16 protein-coding genes are annotated in these 16,529 nt (G+C 59.3%); 6 read left to right on the top strand and 10 right to left on the bottom strand.

Translation table 11 applies throughout. From position 1 onward, the window contains the following. Window positions 1-8: 8 nt before the first annotated feature. From KGB23_RS23505 to gnd, 3 genes are read right to left on the bottom strand one after another with little or no spacing between them, the layout of a single operon-like run. Window positions 9-830 (bottom strand): HAD family hydrolase, encoded by an 822-nt coding sequence (locus tag KGB23_RS23505; protein ID WP_223432788.1) that lies wholly within the window; start codon window positions 828-830, stop codon window positions 9-11. Continuing rightward, window positions 827-2,350, bottom strand: coding sequence for a glucose-6-phosphate dehydrogenase (zwf, locus tag KGB23_RS23510; RefSeq protein ID WP_223432789.1), 1,524 nt, complete (start codon window positions 2,348-2,350; stop codon window positions 827-829). Before zwf ends, KGB23_RS23505 begins: the two co-directional genes overlap by 4 nt. Continuing rightward, complete coding sequence (gene gnd, locus KGB23_RS23515) at window positions 2,347-3,327, bottom strand: phosphogluconate dehydrogenase (NAD(+)-dependent, decarboxylating) (RefSeq protein ID WP_223432790.1); 981 nt, start codon at window positions 3,325-3,327, stop codon at window positions 2,347-2,349. The genes zwf and gnd overlap by 4 nt, the downstream gene beginning before the upstream one ends. A 272-nt stretch (window positions 3,328-3,599) precedes the next feature. Here gnd and KGB23_RS23520 point away from each other — a divergent pair, with 272 nt between their 5' ends. The 4 genes from KGB23_RS23520 to KGB23_RS23535 all read left to right on the top strand — a co-directional run bounded on the left by KGB23_RS23520 (window position 3,600) and on the right by KGB23_RS23535 (window position 8,424). Next, window positions 3,600-3,782, top strand: a complete 183-nt coding sequence (locus KGB23_RS23520; RefSeq protein ID WP_033055075.1) for a DUF6026 family protein — start codon at window positions 3,600-3,602, stop codon at window positions 3,780-3,782. Window positions 3,783-3,983: 201 nt separating this feature from the next. After that, the gene (locus tag KGB23_RS23525; RefSeq protein ID WP_223432791.1) at window positions 3,984-5,717 is read left to right on the top strand and encodes a phosphoethanolamine transferase CptA; all 1,734 of its coding nucleotides are present in this window, start codon (window positions 3,984-3,986) and stop codon (window positions 5,715-5,717) included. Between the two features lie 168 nt (window positions 5,718-5,885). Then, on the top strand, window positions 5,886-8,123 hold the full coding sequence (locus KGB23_RS23530) for a TonB-dependent siderophore receptor (RefSeq protein WP_223432792.1): 2,238 nt from the start codon (window positions 5,886-5,888) through the stop codon (window positions 8,121-8,123). 94 nt (window positions 8,124-8,217) lie between these two features. Further along, window positions 8,218-8,424, top strand: coding sequence for a hypothetical protein (locus tag KGB23_RS23535; protein WP_223432793.1), 207 nt, complete (start codon window positions 8,218-8,220; stop codon window positions 8,422-8,424). A 48-nt stretch (window positions 8,425-8,472) separates the two neighbouring features. Here KGB23_RS23535 and KGB23_RS23540 read toward each other — a convergent pair whose 3' ends face one another. The 5 genes from KGB23_RS23540 to KGB23_RS23560 all read right to left on the bottom strand — a co-directional run bounded on the left by KGB23_RS23540 (window position 8,473) and on the right by KGB23_RS23560 (window position 11,931). Continuing rightward, window positions 8,473-8,964 (bottom strand): GNAT family N-acetyltransferase, encoded by a 492-nt coding sequence (locus KGB23_RS23540; RefSeq protein ID WP_223432794.1) that lies wholly within the window; start codon window positions 8,962-8,964, stop codon window positions 8,473-8,475. 113 nt (window positions 8,965-9,077) lie between these two features. Continuing rightward, on the bottom strand, window positions 9,078-9,659 hold the full coding sequence (locus tag KGB23_RS23545; RefSeq protein ID WP_223432795.1) for a DinB family protein: 582 nt from the start codon (window positions 9,657-9,659) through the stop codon (window positions 9,078-9,080). Window positions 9,660-9,675: 16 nt separating this feature from the next. Next, on the bottom strand, window positions 9,676-10,794 hold the full coding sequence (zapE, locus tag KGB23_RS23550) for a cell division protein ZapE (protein ID WP_223432796.1): 1,119 nt from the start codon (window positions 10,792-10,794) through the stop codon (window positions 9,676-9,678). Between the two features lie 26 nt (window positions 10,795-10,820). After that, the gene (locus KGB23_RS23555) at window positions 10,821-11,162 is read right to left on the bottom strand and encodes a nuclear transport factor 2 family protein (RefSeq protein WP_008069241.1); all 342 of its coding nucleotides are present in this window, start codon (window positions 11,160-11,162) and stop codon (window positions 10,821-10,823) included. Between the two features lie 52 nt (window positions 11,163-11,214). Then, on the bottom strand, window positions 11,215-11,931 hold the full coding sequence (locus KGB23_RS23560) for a helix-turn-helix transcriptional regulator (protein WP_223432797.1): 717 nt from the start codon (window positions 11,929-11,931) through the stop codon (window positions 11,215-11,217). A 204-nt stretch (window positions 11,932-12,135) separates the two neighbouring features. Between KGB23_RS23560 and KGB23_RS23565 the strand changes: the two genes are divergently transcribed. After that, window positions 12,136-13,188, top strand: coding sequence for an aldo/keto reductase (locus KGB23_RS23565; RefSeq protein WP_223432798.1), 1,053 nt, complete (start codon window positions 12,136-12,138; stop codon window positions 13,186-13,188). Between the two features lie 115 nt (window positions 13,189-13,303). On the opposite strand, the gene speB is transcribed toward KGB23_RS23565, so the two are convergent. Together speB and KGB23_RS23575 are read right to left on the bottom strand one after the other, a co-directional pair. Further along, window positions 13,304-14,263 (bottom strand): agmatinase, encoded by a 960-nt coding sequence (gene speB / locus KGB23_RS23570; RefSeq protein ID WP_223432799.1) that lies wholly within the window; start codon window positions 14,261-14,263, stop codon window positions 13,304-13,306. A gap of 13 nt (window positions 14,264-14,276) precedes the next feature. Further along, window positions 14,277-15,368, bottom strand: coding sequence for a polyamine ABC transporter substrate-binding protein (locus tag KGB23_RS23575; RefSeq protein ID WP_223432800.1), 1,092 nt, complete (start codon window positions 15,366-15,368; stop codon window positions 14,277-14,279). A gap of 102 nt (window positions 15,369-15,470) precedes the next feature. Here KGB23_RS23575 and KGB23_RS23580 point away from each other — a divergent pair, with 102 nt between their 5' ends. After that, entirely contained in the window at window positions 15,471-16,364 is an 894-nt protein-coding gene (locus tag KGB23_RS23580) for a LysR family transcriptional regulator (RefSeq protein WP_223432801.1), read from the top strand. The last annotated feature ends 165 nt before the right edge of the window (window positions 16,365-16,529 follow it).

Consider the following 16,529-nt stretch of genomic DNA (forward strand, 5'->3'; position numbering starts at 1 on the left):
CAAAGGTTTCAGCGTTTCAGGATGTAGCGTTCGATTGCCTGAGCCGCACCGTCTTCGGTGTTGGTTCCAGTGACAACATCGGCCTGGCGCTTCACCGCCTCTTCCGACTGCCCCATGGCAATCGACAAGCCTGCGCGGTGAAACATCGCCGGGTCGTTGCCGCCATCGCCCAGCGCCGCGGTCTGCTCCAGCGGCACACCGAGAAATTCGGCCAGTGTCGCCAGCGCTGCACCCTTGTTGGCTTGCATCGCGGTCACGTCCAGATAAATCGGCTGTGAACGGGAGACTTGTGCCTGGCCTTCCACTTTGGGCAGCAGGAGCGCTTCCAGCTCAATCAACAACTGCGTGTTGCTGCTGGTGGCGACGATCTTGTCGATGCGTTCCAGGTACGGCTCAAAACTCTCGACCGCCACTGGCGGATAACCCAGGGCGTGCTGTTCACGAGGCACCATTGGGCCGTTCGGATCTTTCAGCAACCAGTCGCCACCACTGAACACCCAGATTTCGATGTCCGGCCGGTCGGCAAACAGCGTCAATGCCGTCAGCGCCGCCGTTGCCGGCACGTAATGCGCGACCAGCAAACTGCCGTCCGGGTTGACGATGGTGCCGCCATTGAACGCTGCCGTTGGCAGGTCGACGCCCAAGGCTTCAATCTGCTGCAACATGGCTTTGGGCGGACGGCCGGTGGCCAGGCTGAACAGCACGCCTGCTTCGCGCAAGGAGCGGACGGCTGAGAGGGTGCGCTGGCTGAGGCTGTGATCGGGCAGCAACAAGGTGCCGTCCATATCACTGAGCAGAAAATGGATGGGAGGCTGCGGTGCGTCGATCATCCGAGACCGTGCCAGACGCGACCGTCGCGGGTCAGGAGATCTTCTGCAGCCTGCGGGCCGTCTTCGCCAGCGGCATAGCTCTGCACGCTCGCGTCCTGCTGCCAGGCATCGAGGAAAGGCTGCACGGCGCGCCAGCCATTCTCGATGTTGTCGGCGCGCTGGAACAGCGTCTGATCGCCGGTCAGGCAATCGTAGATCAGCGTTTCATAGCCGGTGGACGGCTGCATTTCAAAGAAATCCTTGTAGGCAAAGCCCAGTTCGATATTGGCCATCTTCAAGGCCGGGCCGGGCCGTTTGGCCAGCAGGTCGAACCACATGCCTTCGTTGGGTTGAATCTGGATTCGCAGATAGGTCGGCTGCAGCTCATCGACCTCGGTATCGCGGAACTGCGCATACGGCGCCGGTTTGAAGCAGATGACAATCTCGGTGTCGCGCACGCTCATGCGCTTGCCGGTGCGCAGGTAAAACGGCACGCCGACCCAGCGCCAGTTGTCGATCATGACTTTCAGCGCGACGTAGGTTTCGGTGTTGCTGTCGGGCGCCACGTTGTTTTCCTGGCGATACCCCGGCAACTCCTTGCCGTCGATTTCGCCGGGCGCGTATTGGCCGCGCACCGAGTTGGCCAACGCTTCCTCGACCGACCAGGGACGAATCGCACCGACCACCTTGGCTTTCTCGCCGCGTACTGCATCGGCGCCAAAGGCGGCCGGCGGTTCCATTGCGACCATCGCCAGCAATTGGAACAGGTGATTGGGCACCATGTCCCGCAAGGCGCCGGTGTGTTCATAAAAACTGCCACGGGTTTCCACGCCAACGGTTTCGGCGGCGGTGATTTGTACGTGATCGATGTAGTGGTTGTTCCAGAACGCTTCGAACAGGCTGTTGGAGAATCGGCTGATCAAAATGTTCTGCACGGTTTCCTTGCCCAGATAGTGATCGATCCGGTAGATCTGGTTTTCCGTCATCACCTTGAGCAAGCAAGCGTTCAAGGCTTCGGCAGTATGCAGATCGGAACCGAAGGGTTTTTCGATCACCACCCTTCTGAACGCTTCTGGCGACTCTTGCAGCAAGCCGGCGGCGCCGAGACGACGCACCACCTCGCTGAAGAAACGTGGCGCGGTGGCCAGGTAAAAGACGGCGTTGCCGGTGCCGCTGGCGGCGATTTTCGCCGCCAGGGCTTGATAGGTGCTGTCGTCCAGGAAGTCGCCCTGGACGTAGCTGATGCCTTTGGCCAGCTTGGCCCACAAGTCCGGGTCAAGGGCTTGATCGCCCTTGCCGACCTTGGCGGCCACTTCGGCCCGAATGAAGTCTTCGAGTTTTTTTGCAAAGGCTTCATCGGTGATGGCGTTGTGATCAACGCCGATGATCCGCAATCCATCCCCAAGCAGTCCGTCACGACTCAGGTTGTACAGCGCCGGCATCAGCAGACGCTTGACCAGATCACCATGGGCACCGAACAGAAACAGCGTGGTCGGTGGTGCGGGTTCTGCCTTGGATTTATTGCGAATCAGACGGGTCATTTTTTCGAAGTCTCCACGTGGCCGCCGAAGCCGAAGCGCTGGGCCGAGAGAATCTTGTCGCCAAAGGTGCCTTGCCCGCGCGAACGGTAGCGGGAGAACAGTGAGTTCGACAACACCGGTACAGGCACCGATTGCTCCATGGCGGCTTCGATGGTCCAGCGACCTTCACCGCTGTCAGCCACCGAGCCTGAGTAACCGTCGAGTTTCGGATCGCTGGCCAGCGCGTCGGCGGTCAGGTCGAGCAACCAGGACGACACGACGCTGCCACGACGCCAGACTTCGGCGATGTCGCCTACGTTCAGGTCAAAACGCTGATCTTCCGGCAGATTGGTGCTGGCCTTGGTCTTGAGGATGTCGAAGCCTTCGGCGAAGGCCTGCATCATTCCGTATTCGATGCCGTTGTGGATCATTTTCACGAAATGGCCCGAACCGGCCGGGCCTGCGTGGATGTAACCGCGCTCGGCACGATCGTCTTCGGACTTGCGGTCCTTGGTGCGAGGAATGTCGCCCAGGCCCGGTGCAAGGCTCTCGAACAGCGGATCAAGGCGTTTAACCACCTCGGCTTCGCCACCGATCATCATGCAATAACCACGCTCCAGGCCCCAGACGCCGCCGGAGGTGCCGACGTCGACGTAGTGCAGGCCTTTCTCTGACAGGGTTTTCGCCCGGCGGATGTCGTCCTTATAGAAGGTGTTGCCGCCGTCGATGATGGTATCGCCAGGTTCGAGCAAGGTGCTCAGGGTGTCGATGGTGTCTTCGGTCGGTGCGCCGGCCGGCAGCATGACCCACACCGCACGTGGCTTGGCCAGGCCAGCGACCAGCGCCGGCAGGTCGATGACACCAGAGGCGCCTTCTGCGGTCAAGGCGTCGACAAAGGCGGTATTGCGGTCGTAAACAACGGTGGTATGACCGTTGAGCATCAGGCGCCGCGCAATATTGCCGCCCATGCGGCCCAGTCCAATAATCCCGAGTTGCATGTGCTGATGCTCCCTACTACAAATAAATGTGTGTCAAAGGTTATAGCCCAACGCGACTATTGAGGGTTAGTCCAGAGCGCTGGCACATAGTTTCCGGGCATTGTGCCCGATCCATATTGATAACGTCGTTAATCGCGCCGAAGACACAACGACCATGAAAAATAAAAAAGTTCCATTCCGGGGCAAAAGAAATCAAAATCAGCGCCGATAGTAAGTCAGCACCCGATTGCGGGGCAGGTTTACAGTTGAGGCAGCCATTTGCGAGGTGAGCAATGGGCACAGTACACGCAGCACGGCCAGCACAAACCCTTTACGTCACGATCCGTCGCGATGAATTACGCCAGTTGAAAGACGAGCGCGACCAGTTGAAACAGGAGCTCGCGCAATTGCGCTTGTTGACACAAAGCAATCAGGCCCAGCCTTTGCCCGTCACTCACCGTGTGCCTCACGCCTGATCCCCTCGCTTGATTCGGAAGCAGCCCACTGCTGTTTCCGACCTGCCGTCCCCCTTTTTACACCCCCCGGCAACTCACGAAGTTTTCACGCCCGCTTGTTGATACTCCGGCTCATTATGGCCGTTCGGTATCCGTGCGGTGCCCGTTCGTCGGTGACATTGATGTCCTGACGATGGAAGTGATTACTGGCTGGAGCGCTGAATGGCTTTGTTTAAACGCAGCAGTATGTCTGCGAAAGGTTTCGACTGGACAGGATTTCTCTGGCTGTTCCTGTTCTTCTGGTATTTTTCCGGCATTACCCAACTACTGATCCAACTGACAGGCACCTCCGGTTTTACCGGGTTCCGCCAGGCCTTTGTGATGAGCGCCATCTGGCTTGCGCCGATGCTGCTGTTCCCCAAACAAACACGTGTCATGGCTGCACTGATCGGTGTGGTGCTGTGGGCCTGCTCAATGGCCAGCCTGGGTTACTTCTTCATCTATCAGCAGGAGTTTTCCCAAAGCGTCATCTTCATTATGTTCGAGTCGAACATCTCTGAAGCCGGCGAGTACATGACTCAATACTTTGCCTGGTGGATGGTGGCGGCGTTCCTCGCTCACACCGCTTTCGCTTACTTCCTCTGGACTCGCTTGCGCCCGGTGTACATGCCTCGCGGTCGGGCGCTGGTGGCTGCAACGGCAATTGTGGTCGCTGTCGTCGGCTACCCGCTGATCAAGCAAACCGCGCGTACCGGCAGCCTTGCCGGTGGCTTCGATAAATTCGAAACCCGCATCGAGCCCGCGGTGCCTTGGCAGATGGCCGTTGCCTATCACCGCTACCTCGAGACCCTGGCCGGCATGCAAGACATGCTCAACAGCGCCAGCAAGATCCCACCGCTGCACAATCTCAAGGATTCGGCGGCCAATCAGCCGGCGACCCTGGTGCTGGTGATCGGTGAGTCCACCAACCGTCAGCGCATGAGCCTCTACGGCTACCCTCGGGAAACCACCCCGGAACTGGACAAGCTCAAGGATCAACTGGCGGTCTTCGATAACGTCATCACCCCGCGCCCTTACACCATCGAGGCGTTGCAGCAGGTTCTGACCTTCGCCGACGAAGAAAGCCCGGACCTGTACCTGTCGACCCCATCGCTGGTCAGCATGATGAAACAGGCAGGCTACAAGACCTTCTGGATCACCAACCAGCAGACCATGACCAAGCGCAACACCATGCTGACGACCTTCTCCCAGCAGGCCGACGAGCAGGTGTACCTGAACAACAACCGCAACCAGAATGCCGCCCAGTACGATGGCGACGTGATCGAGCCGTTCAACAAGGCCTTGGCCGACGCTGCGCCGCGCAAGCTGATCGTCGTGCATTTGCTCGGCACGCACATGAGCTATCAATACCGTTATCCGTCGTCCTTCGATAAGTTCAAGGACCGCAAAGGCGTTCCGGACGGTGTGCGCGACGATCAGTTGCCGACGTACAACAGCTATGACAACGCGGTGCTGTACAACGACTTCGTGGTCTCGAGCCTGATCAAGGACTACGCCAAATCTGATCCGAACGGGTTCCTGCTGTACCTCTCCGACCATGGTGAAGATGTTTTCGATTCTCCTGGCCACAGCACCCTTGGCCGCAACGAAAGCAAACCGACGGCGCCGATGTACACCATTCCGTTCATGGCCTGGGCCTCGCCGAAATGGCGCGAAAACCATGACTGGAGCTTTGCCGGTGATCTGGGGCGGCCTTACAGCAGCTCGCACCTGATCCACACCTGGGCTGATCTGGCGGGTCTGAGCTTCGATGAACTGGATCGCAGCAAGAGCCTGGTCAGCGACAGTTTCAAGCCAAGGCCATTGATGATCGGCAATCCTTATGAGCGCGAGCAAAAGGCATTGATCGACTTCAGCCTGATGAAACCCAAGGCGGTGGCAGTCATTCAGCAGTAATCCTTTCAGGGGCCGGTTCCGGCCCCTTTTTCACTGCGCCAATGGCGCGATTGCGTTGTCCGAAACATTTACAAATAACAATAATTCTCGTTAATCGCTAAATCCCTCCTTCCCTCTTCGTCTTTGAACAAACGGAATTTTTCCATCGACGACAAGGAGTTGGCTGCGATGTTCGCGCCTATCACCCGTTCCATGACCTTTACCCTGGGCCTGTGCAGTGCCGCCCTGTGCTCCGATTTACTGGCTGAAACCGGCCCTGAGAAAGAGCCCGGCCGCACCCTCGAACTGGGCGCCACCCATGTCACCGCCCAGGGTTTGGGCAGCACCACCGAAAACACCGAGTCGTACACCACCGGCGCCATGAGTACCGCCACGCGCTTGAACCTGTCGATCAAGGAAACGCCGCAATCGGTGTCCGTGGTCACGCGCCAGCAAATGGACGATTTCAAACTCGGCACGCTGTCCGAAGCCATGAGCCAGACCACCGGCGTGGTCGTTCAGCACAACGATTCGGACCGGGTCAGCTATTCGTCCCGGGGTTACTCGATCACCAATTTCCAGATCGACGGCATGCTGAACACCTTCAGCTACATGAAGTCCGATTCCGACACCATCATCTACGACCGCATCGAAGTGGTTCGCGGTGCCACCGGCCTGACCACCGGCGCGGGCGACCCGTCGGCCACCATCAACATGGTGCGTAAACGGCCGACGGCGCAGTGGCAGGTCCAGACCGGTGTCAGCGGCGGCAGTTATGACGACTACTACAGTTATCTGGATGTCAGTGGCCCGCTGGCTTTCGACGGCCGCTTGCGCGGACGCAGCGTGCTGGCCTATCGCGACAGCGATTCGTTCCGCGACAAGTACCAGCAACAACGGGAGGTCGGTTACGGCATTCTCGAAGCCGATTTGACCGATGACACCGTGTTGGCCGTGGGTTACGACTATCAGAACAAACACGTCCAGGGCACATCCTGGGGCACGGTGCCGTACTGGAACGCCGACGGTGGCAAGGCCAACCTCGGACGCTCCACCAACATGGCCACGTCGTGGAGTTCCTGGCCGCTCAAGGACAAAACCGCGTTCGCCACACTGGAACACCAGTTGGGTGCCGGCTGGCACGCCAAGGCCGCCTACACCCATCGCGAGAGCGACACCGACGGCAAGATCTACTACGGCGGCGGGGGGTTCCCCGAGGCTGATCGCAGTGGCATGAGCGCCAACGTCAGCCACATGCTCAGTACGCAAAAAATGAAGGCCTATGACTTCAACGTGGCTGGCCCTTACTCGCTGTTCGGACGGGAACACGAAATGATGATCGGCTATGGCGAGGCCGAACGCCGGGAAGATTCCCCCTACATGGTGGACGGCCCCAGAGCCGCGGATTACGAAAGCATCCGCGACTGGAAATACATGGGTGACATCGCCAAGTTTCCCGACACCGTCACCAGCCTTTCAGGTTCAAAAGACAGCACCCGCCAGAAGGCCGGTTACCTGGCCACTCGCCTGAGTCTGACGGATGACCTGCACGCCGTACTCGGCAGTCGTTATGGCAGCTGGAAAGTGTCGACCAAGACCAACAAGTACGACGACAACCTGCAACTGAGCAGCGTTGATGCCAGCAGCCAGGAACACAACGACATGTGGACGCCCTACGCCGGGCTCCTCTACGACCTCACCCCCGAATACACGGCCTACGTCAGCTACACCGACATCTTCAAGCCGCAAGACAACCGCGACAGCCATCGCAAATACCTCGAGCCGGTAGTGGGCAGCAACTATGAACTGGGGCTCAAGGGCAGCCTGCTGGAAGAACGCCTCAACGTGGCTACCGCGCTGTTCTGGAGCAAACAGGACAACGTTGCCGAACTCGACGACTCGGTGCCACCGGACCCAGTGACCGGCGACGAGTTCTTCAAGTCAGGCGGTAAAGGCAACAAGGTTCAGGGCTTCGAAGCCGAGCTCTCGGGCGAGGTCATGGCCGGCTGGAACATGACGGCCGGCTACACCTACACCCACTCGGCCAATGGCGAAAAGAAACGCGCCAATACCAACCAGCCGCTGAACATGTTCCGGCTATCCACGGCCTATCGCCTGCCCGGCGACTGGCAGGCACTGACCGTGGGTGGCGCGGTGAACTGGCAGAGCGATGTGTTCCGCGCCGCCAGCCGCCCGGTGGGACGTAGTGCCGACGGTGCGCTGATCACCGAAAGCACCAACATCCGGCAGGAGGCCTACACCGTGGTCAAACTGATGTCGCGGTATGAGTTCGACAAACACCTGTCGGCCTCGCTGAACGTCGATAACCTGTTCGACAAGAAGTACTACGACAACGTCGGGTTCTATAACGGTGTGTTCTGGGGTGACCCGCGCACGGTGACCCTGAGCCTGGACTGGAAGCTCTAGGCGCAGGCAATTCCCATTTAACGGAATCGGCGGATAATGTCCTTTCGACATTGCTTCATGGACGAAAGGACCCGACAACTCGTAGGGGCACACCATGAAACGTACAACCATGATCCTCGCCGGCCTGATGATGTTCAGTTCAACAGCTGCATTTGCCGAAGGTGGTGCTGAACGCATGCGGTACTACTTTGAGAGCCTGCGGCTGAGCCAGGAGGCGAATCAAAGTATCGCCAGCAACACCAATGAAATCAGGGTTCCGAATGATCAAACCGCGCAAGTGACAGAGCACTACAAACCGTAACGACAAAGGGCGTCCTGATGGACGCCCTTTTTCTTTGCTCGTAATACCTTAAAGCGCTTTGGTCCAGAACAGCATCCGACCGTGCGCCGGGTCGAACATGCCTGCGGCAAAACCGAACTTGCCATAGGAAGCCTGGGCGACTGCATTACCTTCCAGCACCTCCAGCGTGATTTTGCAGCATCCGCGTTGGCGAGCGATGTCCTCGACCTTTTGCAGCAACTTCTGGCTCAACCCCAAGCCACGGAATTTCGACACCACACACACATCGTGCACGTTGACCAACGGCCGACAGGCGAAGGTCGAGAAACCTTCAAAGCAATTGACCAGCCCGGCCGGCTCGCCACCGACAAAGGCCAGAACGCTAAACGCGTGGGGACGTTTGGCCAGTTCCGCCGGCAGTTGCTTCAACAAGTCGGCGGGCAACGAGTGGCCTCCACCCATCGGGTCTTCGGCGTAAGCATTTAGCACCAGTCCAATAGCCTCGGCATGCACCGGATTGGTATAGCTGGCCTGAAGTACAAGAATTTCTGCGGATTCCATTTCCACCCTCGTTCGCACATTAAGTTGCCCCAGCGCATCTCGCACTGAAAGGCCGACCGACAATATCGCGGGCACAGCCGTGTCGACAACCGGATCCTGCTGTAATTTTTCGCTCAAGCGCCCCAGATCAGCGCCTCGGTCCACCCCAGTTCGGCAAAATCCTCGGCCCTCAGGCCTGACTCACCGGCACAGAAAAACTCGTCCAGTTGCGGTGGTTTGACCGGGGTGCCGCTGAGCATGGCGTGAACCTGCCCGCGATGATGGATCTGGTGCTCGAACAGATGGGACAGCAGGCGCAAGCGGCTGTCATGTTGCGGCGTGTCCCGGGCGATGGTCACGGTCTTCCCGAGGTCTGCATCGCGCATTTGCTCGCAATAGGCGATCAGTCGGAGGTCCACCAGTGCTTGTTCGCGCTTGAGGTCTACTGCGTGCGTAAACGGCTCGTCCTGATTGAAAAACACGTAGCAATCGGGATGCGGATCGTCGCTGCGCAACTCTCGCTCCAGTGCATCCAGGTAAAACCAGTCGCAGGTCAGGATGTGATTGAGGGTAGCGCGCAGACTGGGAAAGAAGCTGACCCGCGGCGCCGCCAGATCGACCGGGCTCAACTGGCTCCAGGCTTTGGCGAGGCGATGATTGGCCCAGGCGTTCTGATAGGCCATGGTCAGCAAATGGTGCGACAGAGGCTGATTCATGTTCGCGGCTCCTTGTTCAAGCTTCGGCGAAACGTTGCAGCTGCATTTCCTGTAAACGGCTGAGGGTGCGGCGGAACGGAAACTCCAGATAACCCTCGGTGTACAACGATTCCATGGGCACCTGCGCTTCGAGGCACAGCGGCACCTTGCGGTCGTAGCACTCGTCCACCAAGGCGATGAAACGCCGTACGCCGTCGTCATGCACCGACAATTGCGGCAACTCGCGATCGCCCGCCACCACCCGTTCGACGCCGTCTTCAGTGCCTCGTGCGATGCGCCCTTCGCGCTTTTGCGCGCTGAGGTTGGGCACGTCACTCAACAGAATAGCGCTGAAGGTGTCGCACAGGACGATGAAATCCATGGCGGCAAAAGGCTGTTCGCAGAGGTCGGCGTAACGAGTCCAGAGTACGGTTTGACTGGCCTGCACGACATCGAGTGAGCGGTAGCCCACCTTGATCGGGTCACTGGACACCGACTGGCCGACGGTCAATGCCTTGAACACTTCACCCAGAGCGCTGGGCTGCCCGGGCGCGGCCACCCAGTAACGTTGCAAACCTTTGCCTGGGTGCAGGCGATGATCTTCGCCGCCATCCACCGCAATCACCTGCATATGTTTCTTGATGGCTTCGATGGCGGGCACGAACCGGTCGCGGTTGAAGCCATCGGCGTACAGCTGATCCGGTGGTTGATTAGAGGTGCAAACCACCACCACGCCCTGCTCAAACATCACCTGAAACAAACGCCCGAGAATGATGGCGTCGCCAATGTCGTTGACGAACAGTTCGTCGAAGCACAGGACCCGCACTTCCTCGCTCAATTCGCGAGCCAGCGCCTTCAACGGGTCGGCGGTGCCGGTCAGCTGAAACGAACGCTGATGGACCCAGCCCATAAAGTGGTGGAAATGTTGGCGACGGGCCGGGACCTTCAGGCTTTGGTAAAACTGGTCCATCAACCAGGTTTTGCCGCGCCCGACCGGCCCCCAGAGGTACACGCCAGTGATCGGCGTGCGCCCTTCATGCAGCGCTTCGTAGCATTTCTGCAGCGCCCACACGGCATGTTCCTGGGCTTCGTCCTGGACGAAGCCCTTCTGTTCGATGGCGTGTTGCCAGGCGCTTAAGGGGGAGTCGACATTCATGCGCGGCAGTATGCCATGCGTCATGGTTAGAGCGAGATGTCTAGCCGGGCAATCTTGCCCTGTTCATTCAGGCGAAACATGTAGCGCAATTCCAGCGGGCTGCCGGGAAACGTTCCGGAGATCAGGTTATGCACCAACACTTTGCCGGTGCGCAGTTGCACGTCGAGCACTTCAACCCGTGGCTGGTAACGCTGGGCAGTGTCTTGCATCCATTGCGCGATGGCGTGAGTACCGACCTGGTGCTGGCCTTCATCGAACACATTGGCATCCTCAGCGAAAAAACTGGCGACCCGCGAGGTGTCGCGGGCATTGGCGGCAGCAATGTAGGCGGCGATAGCGGGTGCCAGTGAAGAGGCGGGATTGGACATGGTTACGGCTCCTTGTTTGTTGATTCTGGAGCCATGCTAAAACAAGCCTGTGTCAGTTCTTGTCAGGAGTGAAGCGCCCTGCTTCATCCAGTTGCATCTGTTTGCGCCAGGTGCGCAACAGGTCGCTGCGCCGCCCCGGATAACGCTCGCCCTGCTCGCTGGCAGCCGAGATCCGGTCAGTGCGAAAGGTGCGATAGGCGCTGCGCAATTCACACCAGGCGACGATGATTCGCACCTCGTTCAGAAACCCCAGGGCCAGCGGCCAGATCAGCCGCTGACTCGGCACCTGGTTGGCGTCCGCGTAATCGATGTGCAGCTTGACCTGATCGCGGATGGCCTGGCGAAACACATTCAGTGGCACGGCGTTGGGCGCGAAGCCATAACCGGGCGGCCCCGGCAACACCGTCGGGTTGCGTAACGCGTCCAGTGCTTCAGGCGCCAACACCGCCGCAATCTTGGCCAGCGCATCCGCCGCCGCCTTGCTCAACACCTCATCCCCGCGCTGATCCACATAGCGCAACCCGAGCACGATGGCTTCGGTTTCATCGGCGTTGAGCATCAACGGCGGCAGAAACAAACCGCTGCGCAGTACATAGCCGACCCCCGCTTCGCCGTAGATTGGCGCGCCAAGGGCGGTGAGTTCGGCGATGTCGCGGTACAGCGTGCGTTCGGAAATCTCCAATTCGCCGGCAAGCGTCGCCGCGGTCACCGGACGACTTTTGCCGCGCAGCACTTGCAACAAGGTCAGTAAACGAGTGGTACGCGACACGATCGGCAGGCTCTGTCCGTAAAAGTTGTCGGAGCTTAGCAGAGGACCCTGTCAGAAAGTGGCAGTAGCGTTATGGCCGGTGGTCGGCCCTTTTCTTGCGAATGGAAAAGTACCTTGACGCTCAATATTACCGACATCATATTAAATACATGTCGCTAGACATTTATATTCGCCCCCAACGTCTTTTCCTTCAGGAGTCATCCCATGCATTACAAAGTCTTCGGCCGCAAAACCGGCTTGCGGGTCTCGGAACTGGCGCTGGGCGCCGGTAACTTCGGCACCGGTTGGGGCCATGGTGCCGAACGCGACGAAGCCAAACGCATCTTTGATGGCTACCTGGAGGCCGGCGGCAATTTCATCGACACCGCCAACGGCTACCAGGCGGGCCAGTCGGAAACCATGCTCGGCGAGTTCATCGCAGCGGAACGGGATCGCCTGGTCATCGCCACCAAATACACCCTGGGGACCACGCCGGCTGCGGGCATTTCCCACACGGGCAACAACCGCAAGAACATGGTTCGCGCCGTGGAAGAAAGCCTGAAACGACTCAACACCGACCACATCGACCTGTTCTGGGCCCACATGAGCGATGGCGTGACGCCGATGGAAGAAATCCTGCGTGGTTTTGACGATTTGGTGCGCGCCGGCAAGATTCATTACGCCGGGCTTTCGAACTTCCCGGCGTGGCGCATCGCTCGGGCCGATTTGCTGGCCGAGATTCGCGGGTTCTCTCCGATTGCTGCGATTCAGGTGGAATACAGCCTCGCCGAACGCACGGCCGAACGTGAACAGCTGCCGATGGCCGAAGCCTTGGGCCTGGCCGCTACGTTATGGTCACCGTTGGGTGGCGGGTTCCTCACCGGCAAGTACCGCACCAACGATGGCGACAACCGCGCCGCCAAACTTGGCATGCTGATTCACGCCGAGAAAAGCGCCCGTGAAACCGCCCTGCTCGACACCTTGCTGGCCGTCGCCGCAGAACTGGGCGCCAGCCCGACGCACGTGGCCATTGCCTGGCTGCGGGAAAAAGCCAAGCGTTCGACCACGGCGCTGATTCCGATTCTCGGCTCGCGCACCCGTGAACAACTGGATGCGAGCTTGGGTGCTTTGGATGTGCAATTGAGTGGGGATCAACTGTCGCGGCTTGATGGGGTCAGTGGTGTGGAGATGGGCGTGCCCCATGAATCCATTGCCGGGTCGATGGCGCGATTCACCGGGGCTGAAACCCTGGATCTGCCGATCATCCCCGTCGCCTGACACAGATCGAGTGTGGGAGCGGGCTTGCTCGCGAAAGCGGTGTATCATTTGACATTGATGTTGGCTGACACGGCGCCTTCGCGAGCAAGCCCGCTCCCACAGTTTTGACCGTGTGTTACCGGTCGACTTTGTGTTTAGCCGCATAGAGGCACAGCATTTCCATCGCCAACGTCGCCGCTGCCAGCGAGGTAATGTCCGCACTGTCGTAGGCCGGCGCCACTTCCACGACGTCCATCCCCACCAGATTAATCCCGCGCAAGCCGCCGAGAATTTCCAGCGCCTGCACCGTGCTCAAGCCACCGCACACCGGTGTTCCGGTGCCTGGAGCGAAGGCCGGATCGAGGCAGTCGATGTCGAAAGTCAGGTACACCGAGTGATCACCGACCCGTGCCCGAATGGCCTCGACAATCTCATCAACACCACGTCGATGCACTTGTCGCGCATCCAGCACCTGGAAACCCTGGTGATCGTCATTGGTGGTGCGCAAGCCGATCTGCACCGAACGCGACGGATCCACCAAACCTTCCTTGGCCGCGTGCCAGAACATCGTGCCGTGATCGACGCGCTTGCCGTCTTCGTCCGGCCAGGTGTCGCTGTGGGCGTCGAAGTGGATCAACGACAGCGGACCATGTTTACGCGCATGAGCCTTGAGCAGCGGATACGTGATGAAGTGATCCCCGCCGAAGGTCAGCATCGCGCTACCGGCATTGAGTATGTGTTCGGCATGGGCTTCGATGCTTTCCGGCACCGACTGCGGTGTGCCGTAATCGAAGTCGCAATCGCCGAAGTCGATGACCGCCAGATGGTCGAACGGGTCGAAGGCCCATGGCCAATGGCGTTCCCAGGCAATCCCGGTGGATGCGGCACGAATGCCCCGTGGTCCGAAACGCGCACCGGGGCGGTTGCTGGTGGCGGTGTCGAACGGGACACCGCTGACCGCTACGTCGACGCCGCGCAAGTCGCGACTGTAGCGTCGACGCATGAAACTGGTGATACCGGCGTAGGTACTTTCGGCGGCAGTGCCGTAGAGGCTGTCGCGGGTCATGGCCTGATCGTTTTGCATCGGGACGTCCATCTCGGGTTCCTTATTATTGGCGGCTACGGAAAGTGGTCCACAAGCGCGTGCGTTGACGCAGGTCCTTGAGGCTCATGCTGCGGTCGGCGTACAACCGGCTACGCACATCAGCCAGCGGGTAGATGTCCGGGTCGGTACGCACCGCCTCATCCACCAGCGGTGTTGCGGCCTGGTTGGCCGTCGCGAAGAACAGTTCGTTAGTCAGTGCCGCGACGGATTCCGGGCGCAACATGAACTCGATAAAGGCGCGAGCCGCTTCGGGGTGAGGCGCGTCCTTGGGGATCGCCAGATTGTCCTGCCAGACCAGCGTGCCCTCTTTCGGAATCCGGTACGCCACGTCAAACGGCTTGTTGGCCTTGCGCGCCTGATCGGCGGCCATGCTGGCATCGCCGTTGTAGGTCAACGCCAGGCATACGCTGCCGTTGGCCAGATCGCTGATCTGCCGACCGGTCGCGACGTACAGCACATGGGGTTGCAGCTGATGCAACAGCGCCTCGGCGGCTGACAGATCAGCCTTGTCAGTGCTGTAGGGATTTTTGCCCAGGTAATGCAGCGCCAGGCCGATCACTTCCTGAGGCGAATCAAGAATGGCGATGCCGCAATCTTTCAGTTTGCTGGCGTACTCAGGCTTGAACAGCAGGTCCAGGCTGTTGAGCGGCACGTCTGGCAAGCGCTGTTTTACCGCTTCCACATTCATCCCCAATCCCAGGGTGCCCCACGTGTAAGGCACGCCATAACGGTTACCGGGGTCGACGGCGGCGAGTTTTTCCAGCAAATCAGGATCGAGGTTGGCGTAACCCTTGAGGCCTTCGTGGGGAATCTCTTTCAACGCACCGGCTGCCAGTCCGCGGGCCAGCACGCTGGAAGACGGCACGACCACGTCATAACCGCTGCCACCAGTGAGCAATTTGGTTTCGAGCACTTCCGAAGAATCGAAGGTGTCGTAGCGCACGTGGATACCGGTTTCCTGCTCGAAACGCTGCAAGGTTTCAGGCGCTACGTAATCGGACCAACTGTAGAGATTCAGGACTTTTTCCTCGGCCTGGGCCGATACGGCCATGGCGAGGAACAGTGCGGGTAAACACAGCTTGAACATGGGAGCCATGACGAAACACCTGACCAGATGAAGTGGATGCAGAATGCGTCGTCGGATACATTGGAAAAATACCAAGTTAGTTATCCTGACTTTATCCCGGAGTAATGTTTGATGCTCGGCCAACTCCACGATCTCGATCTGCAACTGCTGCGCCTGTTCGTCAACGTGGTGGAGTGCGGCGGCTTCAGCGCGGCTCAGGGCGAGCTGGGCCTGAGCCAGTCGAGCATCAGCCAGCAAATGGCCAAACTGGAAACCCGACTCGGCTATCGCCTGTGCAGTCGTGGCAAGGGTGGTTTCAAGATCACGCCCAAGGGCGAGCAACTGCTGAGTGCGACTCGCAGCCTGTTCGAGTCCATCGAAGCCTTCCGCCACCAATCCAATGGTGTGGCCGGGCGTTTGATCGGCGAGGTTCGTCTGGGGCTGTCCGAAGCACTCGATCAATCCGTGCTGCAACGGGTGGCCGATGCGATCCGGCGCTTTCGTGAACGGGACGAATCGGTCCGCATCGAATTGATCAGCGCCATGCCCGGCGAAATGGAACGCTTGCTGCTGCAACAACGACTGGACCTGGCGATCGGCTATTTCTCACAAGTGCAAAGCGCTTTTGACTACCGCGAACTGTTTACCGAAACCCAGCACCTGTATTGCGCCGCCGGCCATCCGTTGTTCACCAATGATGCGCCTGACGATCAAGCGCTACAGGCTTGCGATCGGGTCGATCACCCTTACCGCTTCCTGCGCAGCGACGAACCCTTCCAGGGGAAGATGTGTTCGGCGCGCTCGGAGCAGGTTGAAGGCACCCTCGCCTTCATTCTTTCCGGTAAGCATGTCGGTTATTTGCCCAGCCACTTTGCCCGCAGCTGGGAAGACAAAGGATTGCTGCGCGCCGTGCGTCGAGAGGACATGAGTTTCGACGTGGCATTCCACCTGGCCCGGCATCGCGCGCAAGTGCCGGGGGATGCGCAGAAAGCCTTTGAAGAGGATTTGCTCGCCGCATTCGCCTGAAAATCAAAAGATCGTCCGAACGCGGCCCGAACCTTCGGTGTAGTGGTTCAGTTTTTTTGAACCGCTCTGTAGGAGCATTAAGCCGCTTGCTGCTCAAACAGCGCAGGCGGCAGGTGGTTCGAAGCGGAATGGCAACGGCGATGGTTGTAATGTGAGATGAAGCCC

It is taken from the genome of Pseudomonas sp. GL-B-26, assembly GCF_019947405.1.
In the GTDB taxonomy this organism is placed as follows: Bacteria; Pseudomonadota; Gammaproteobacteria; order Pseudomonadales; family Pseudomonadaceae; genus Aquipseudomonas.

Bases quoted from the DNA above. Each gene is read 5' to 3' on its own strand.
- KGB23_RS23505 (WP_223432788.1), bottom strand. From the start codon at position 830: ATGATCGACGCACCGCAGCCTCCCATCCATTTTCTGCTCAGTGATATG.
- zwf (WP_223432789.1), bottom strand. From the start codon at position 2,350: ATGACCCGTCTGATTCGCAATAAATCCAAGGCAGAACCCGCACCACCG.
- gnd (WP_223432790.1), bottom strand. From the start codon at position 3,327: ATGCAACTCGGGATTATTGGACTGGGCCGCATGGGCGGCAATATTGCG.
- KGB23_RS23520 (WP_033055075.1), top strand. From the start codon at position 3,600: ATGGGCACAGTACACGCAGCACGGCCAGCACAAACCCTTTACGTCACG.
- KGB23_RS23525 (WP_223432791.1), top strand. From the start codon at position 3,984: ATGGCTTTGTTTAAACGCAGCAGTATGTCTGCGAAAGGTTTCGACTGG.
- KGB23_RS23530 (WP_223432792.1), top strand. From the start codon at position 5,886: ATGTTCGCGCCTATCACCCGTTCCATGACCTTTACCCTGGGCCTGTGC.
- KGB23_RS23535 (WP_223432793.1), top strand. From the start codon at position 8,218: ATGAAACGTACAACCATGATCCTCGCCGGCCTGATGATGTTCAGTTCA.
- KGB23_RS23540 (WP_223432794.1), bottom strand. From the start codon at position 8,964: ATGGAATCCGCAGAAATTCTTGTACTTCAGGCCAGCTATACCAATCCG.
- KGB23_RS23545 (WP_223432795.1), bottom strand. From the start codon at position 9,659: ATGAATCAGCCTCTGTCGCACCATTTGCTGACCATGGCCTATCAGAAC.
- zapE (WP_223432796.1), bottom strand. From the start codon at position 10,794: ATGAATGTCGACTCCCCCTTAAGCGCCTGGCAACACGCCATCGAACAG.
- KGB23_RS23555 (WP_008069241.1), bottom strand. From the start codon at position 11,162: ATGTCCAATCCCGCCTCTTCACTGGCACCCGCTATCGCCGCCTACATT.
- KGB23_RS23565 (WP_223432798.1), top strand. From the start codon at position 12,136: ATGCATTACAAAGTCTTCGGCCGCAAAACCGGCTTGCGGGTCTCGGAA.
- speB (WP_223432799.1), bottom strand. From the start codon at position 14,263: ATGGACGTCCCGATGCAAAACGATCAGGCCATGACCCGCGACAGCCTC.
- KGB23_RS23575 (WP_223432800.1), bottom strand. From the start codon at position 15,368: ATGGCTCCCATGTTCAAGCTGTGTTTACCCGCACTGTTCCTCGCCATG.
- KGB23_RS23580 (WP_223432801.1), top strand. From the start codon at position 15,471: ATGCTCGGCCAACTCCACGATCTCGATCTGCAACTGCTGCGCCTGTTC.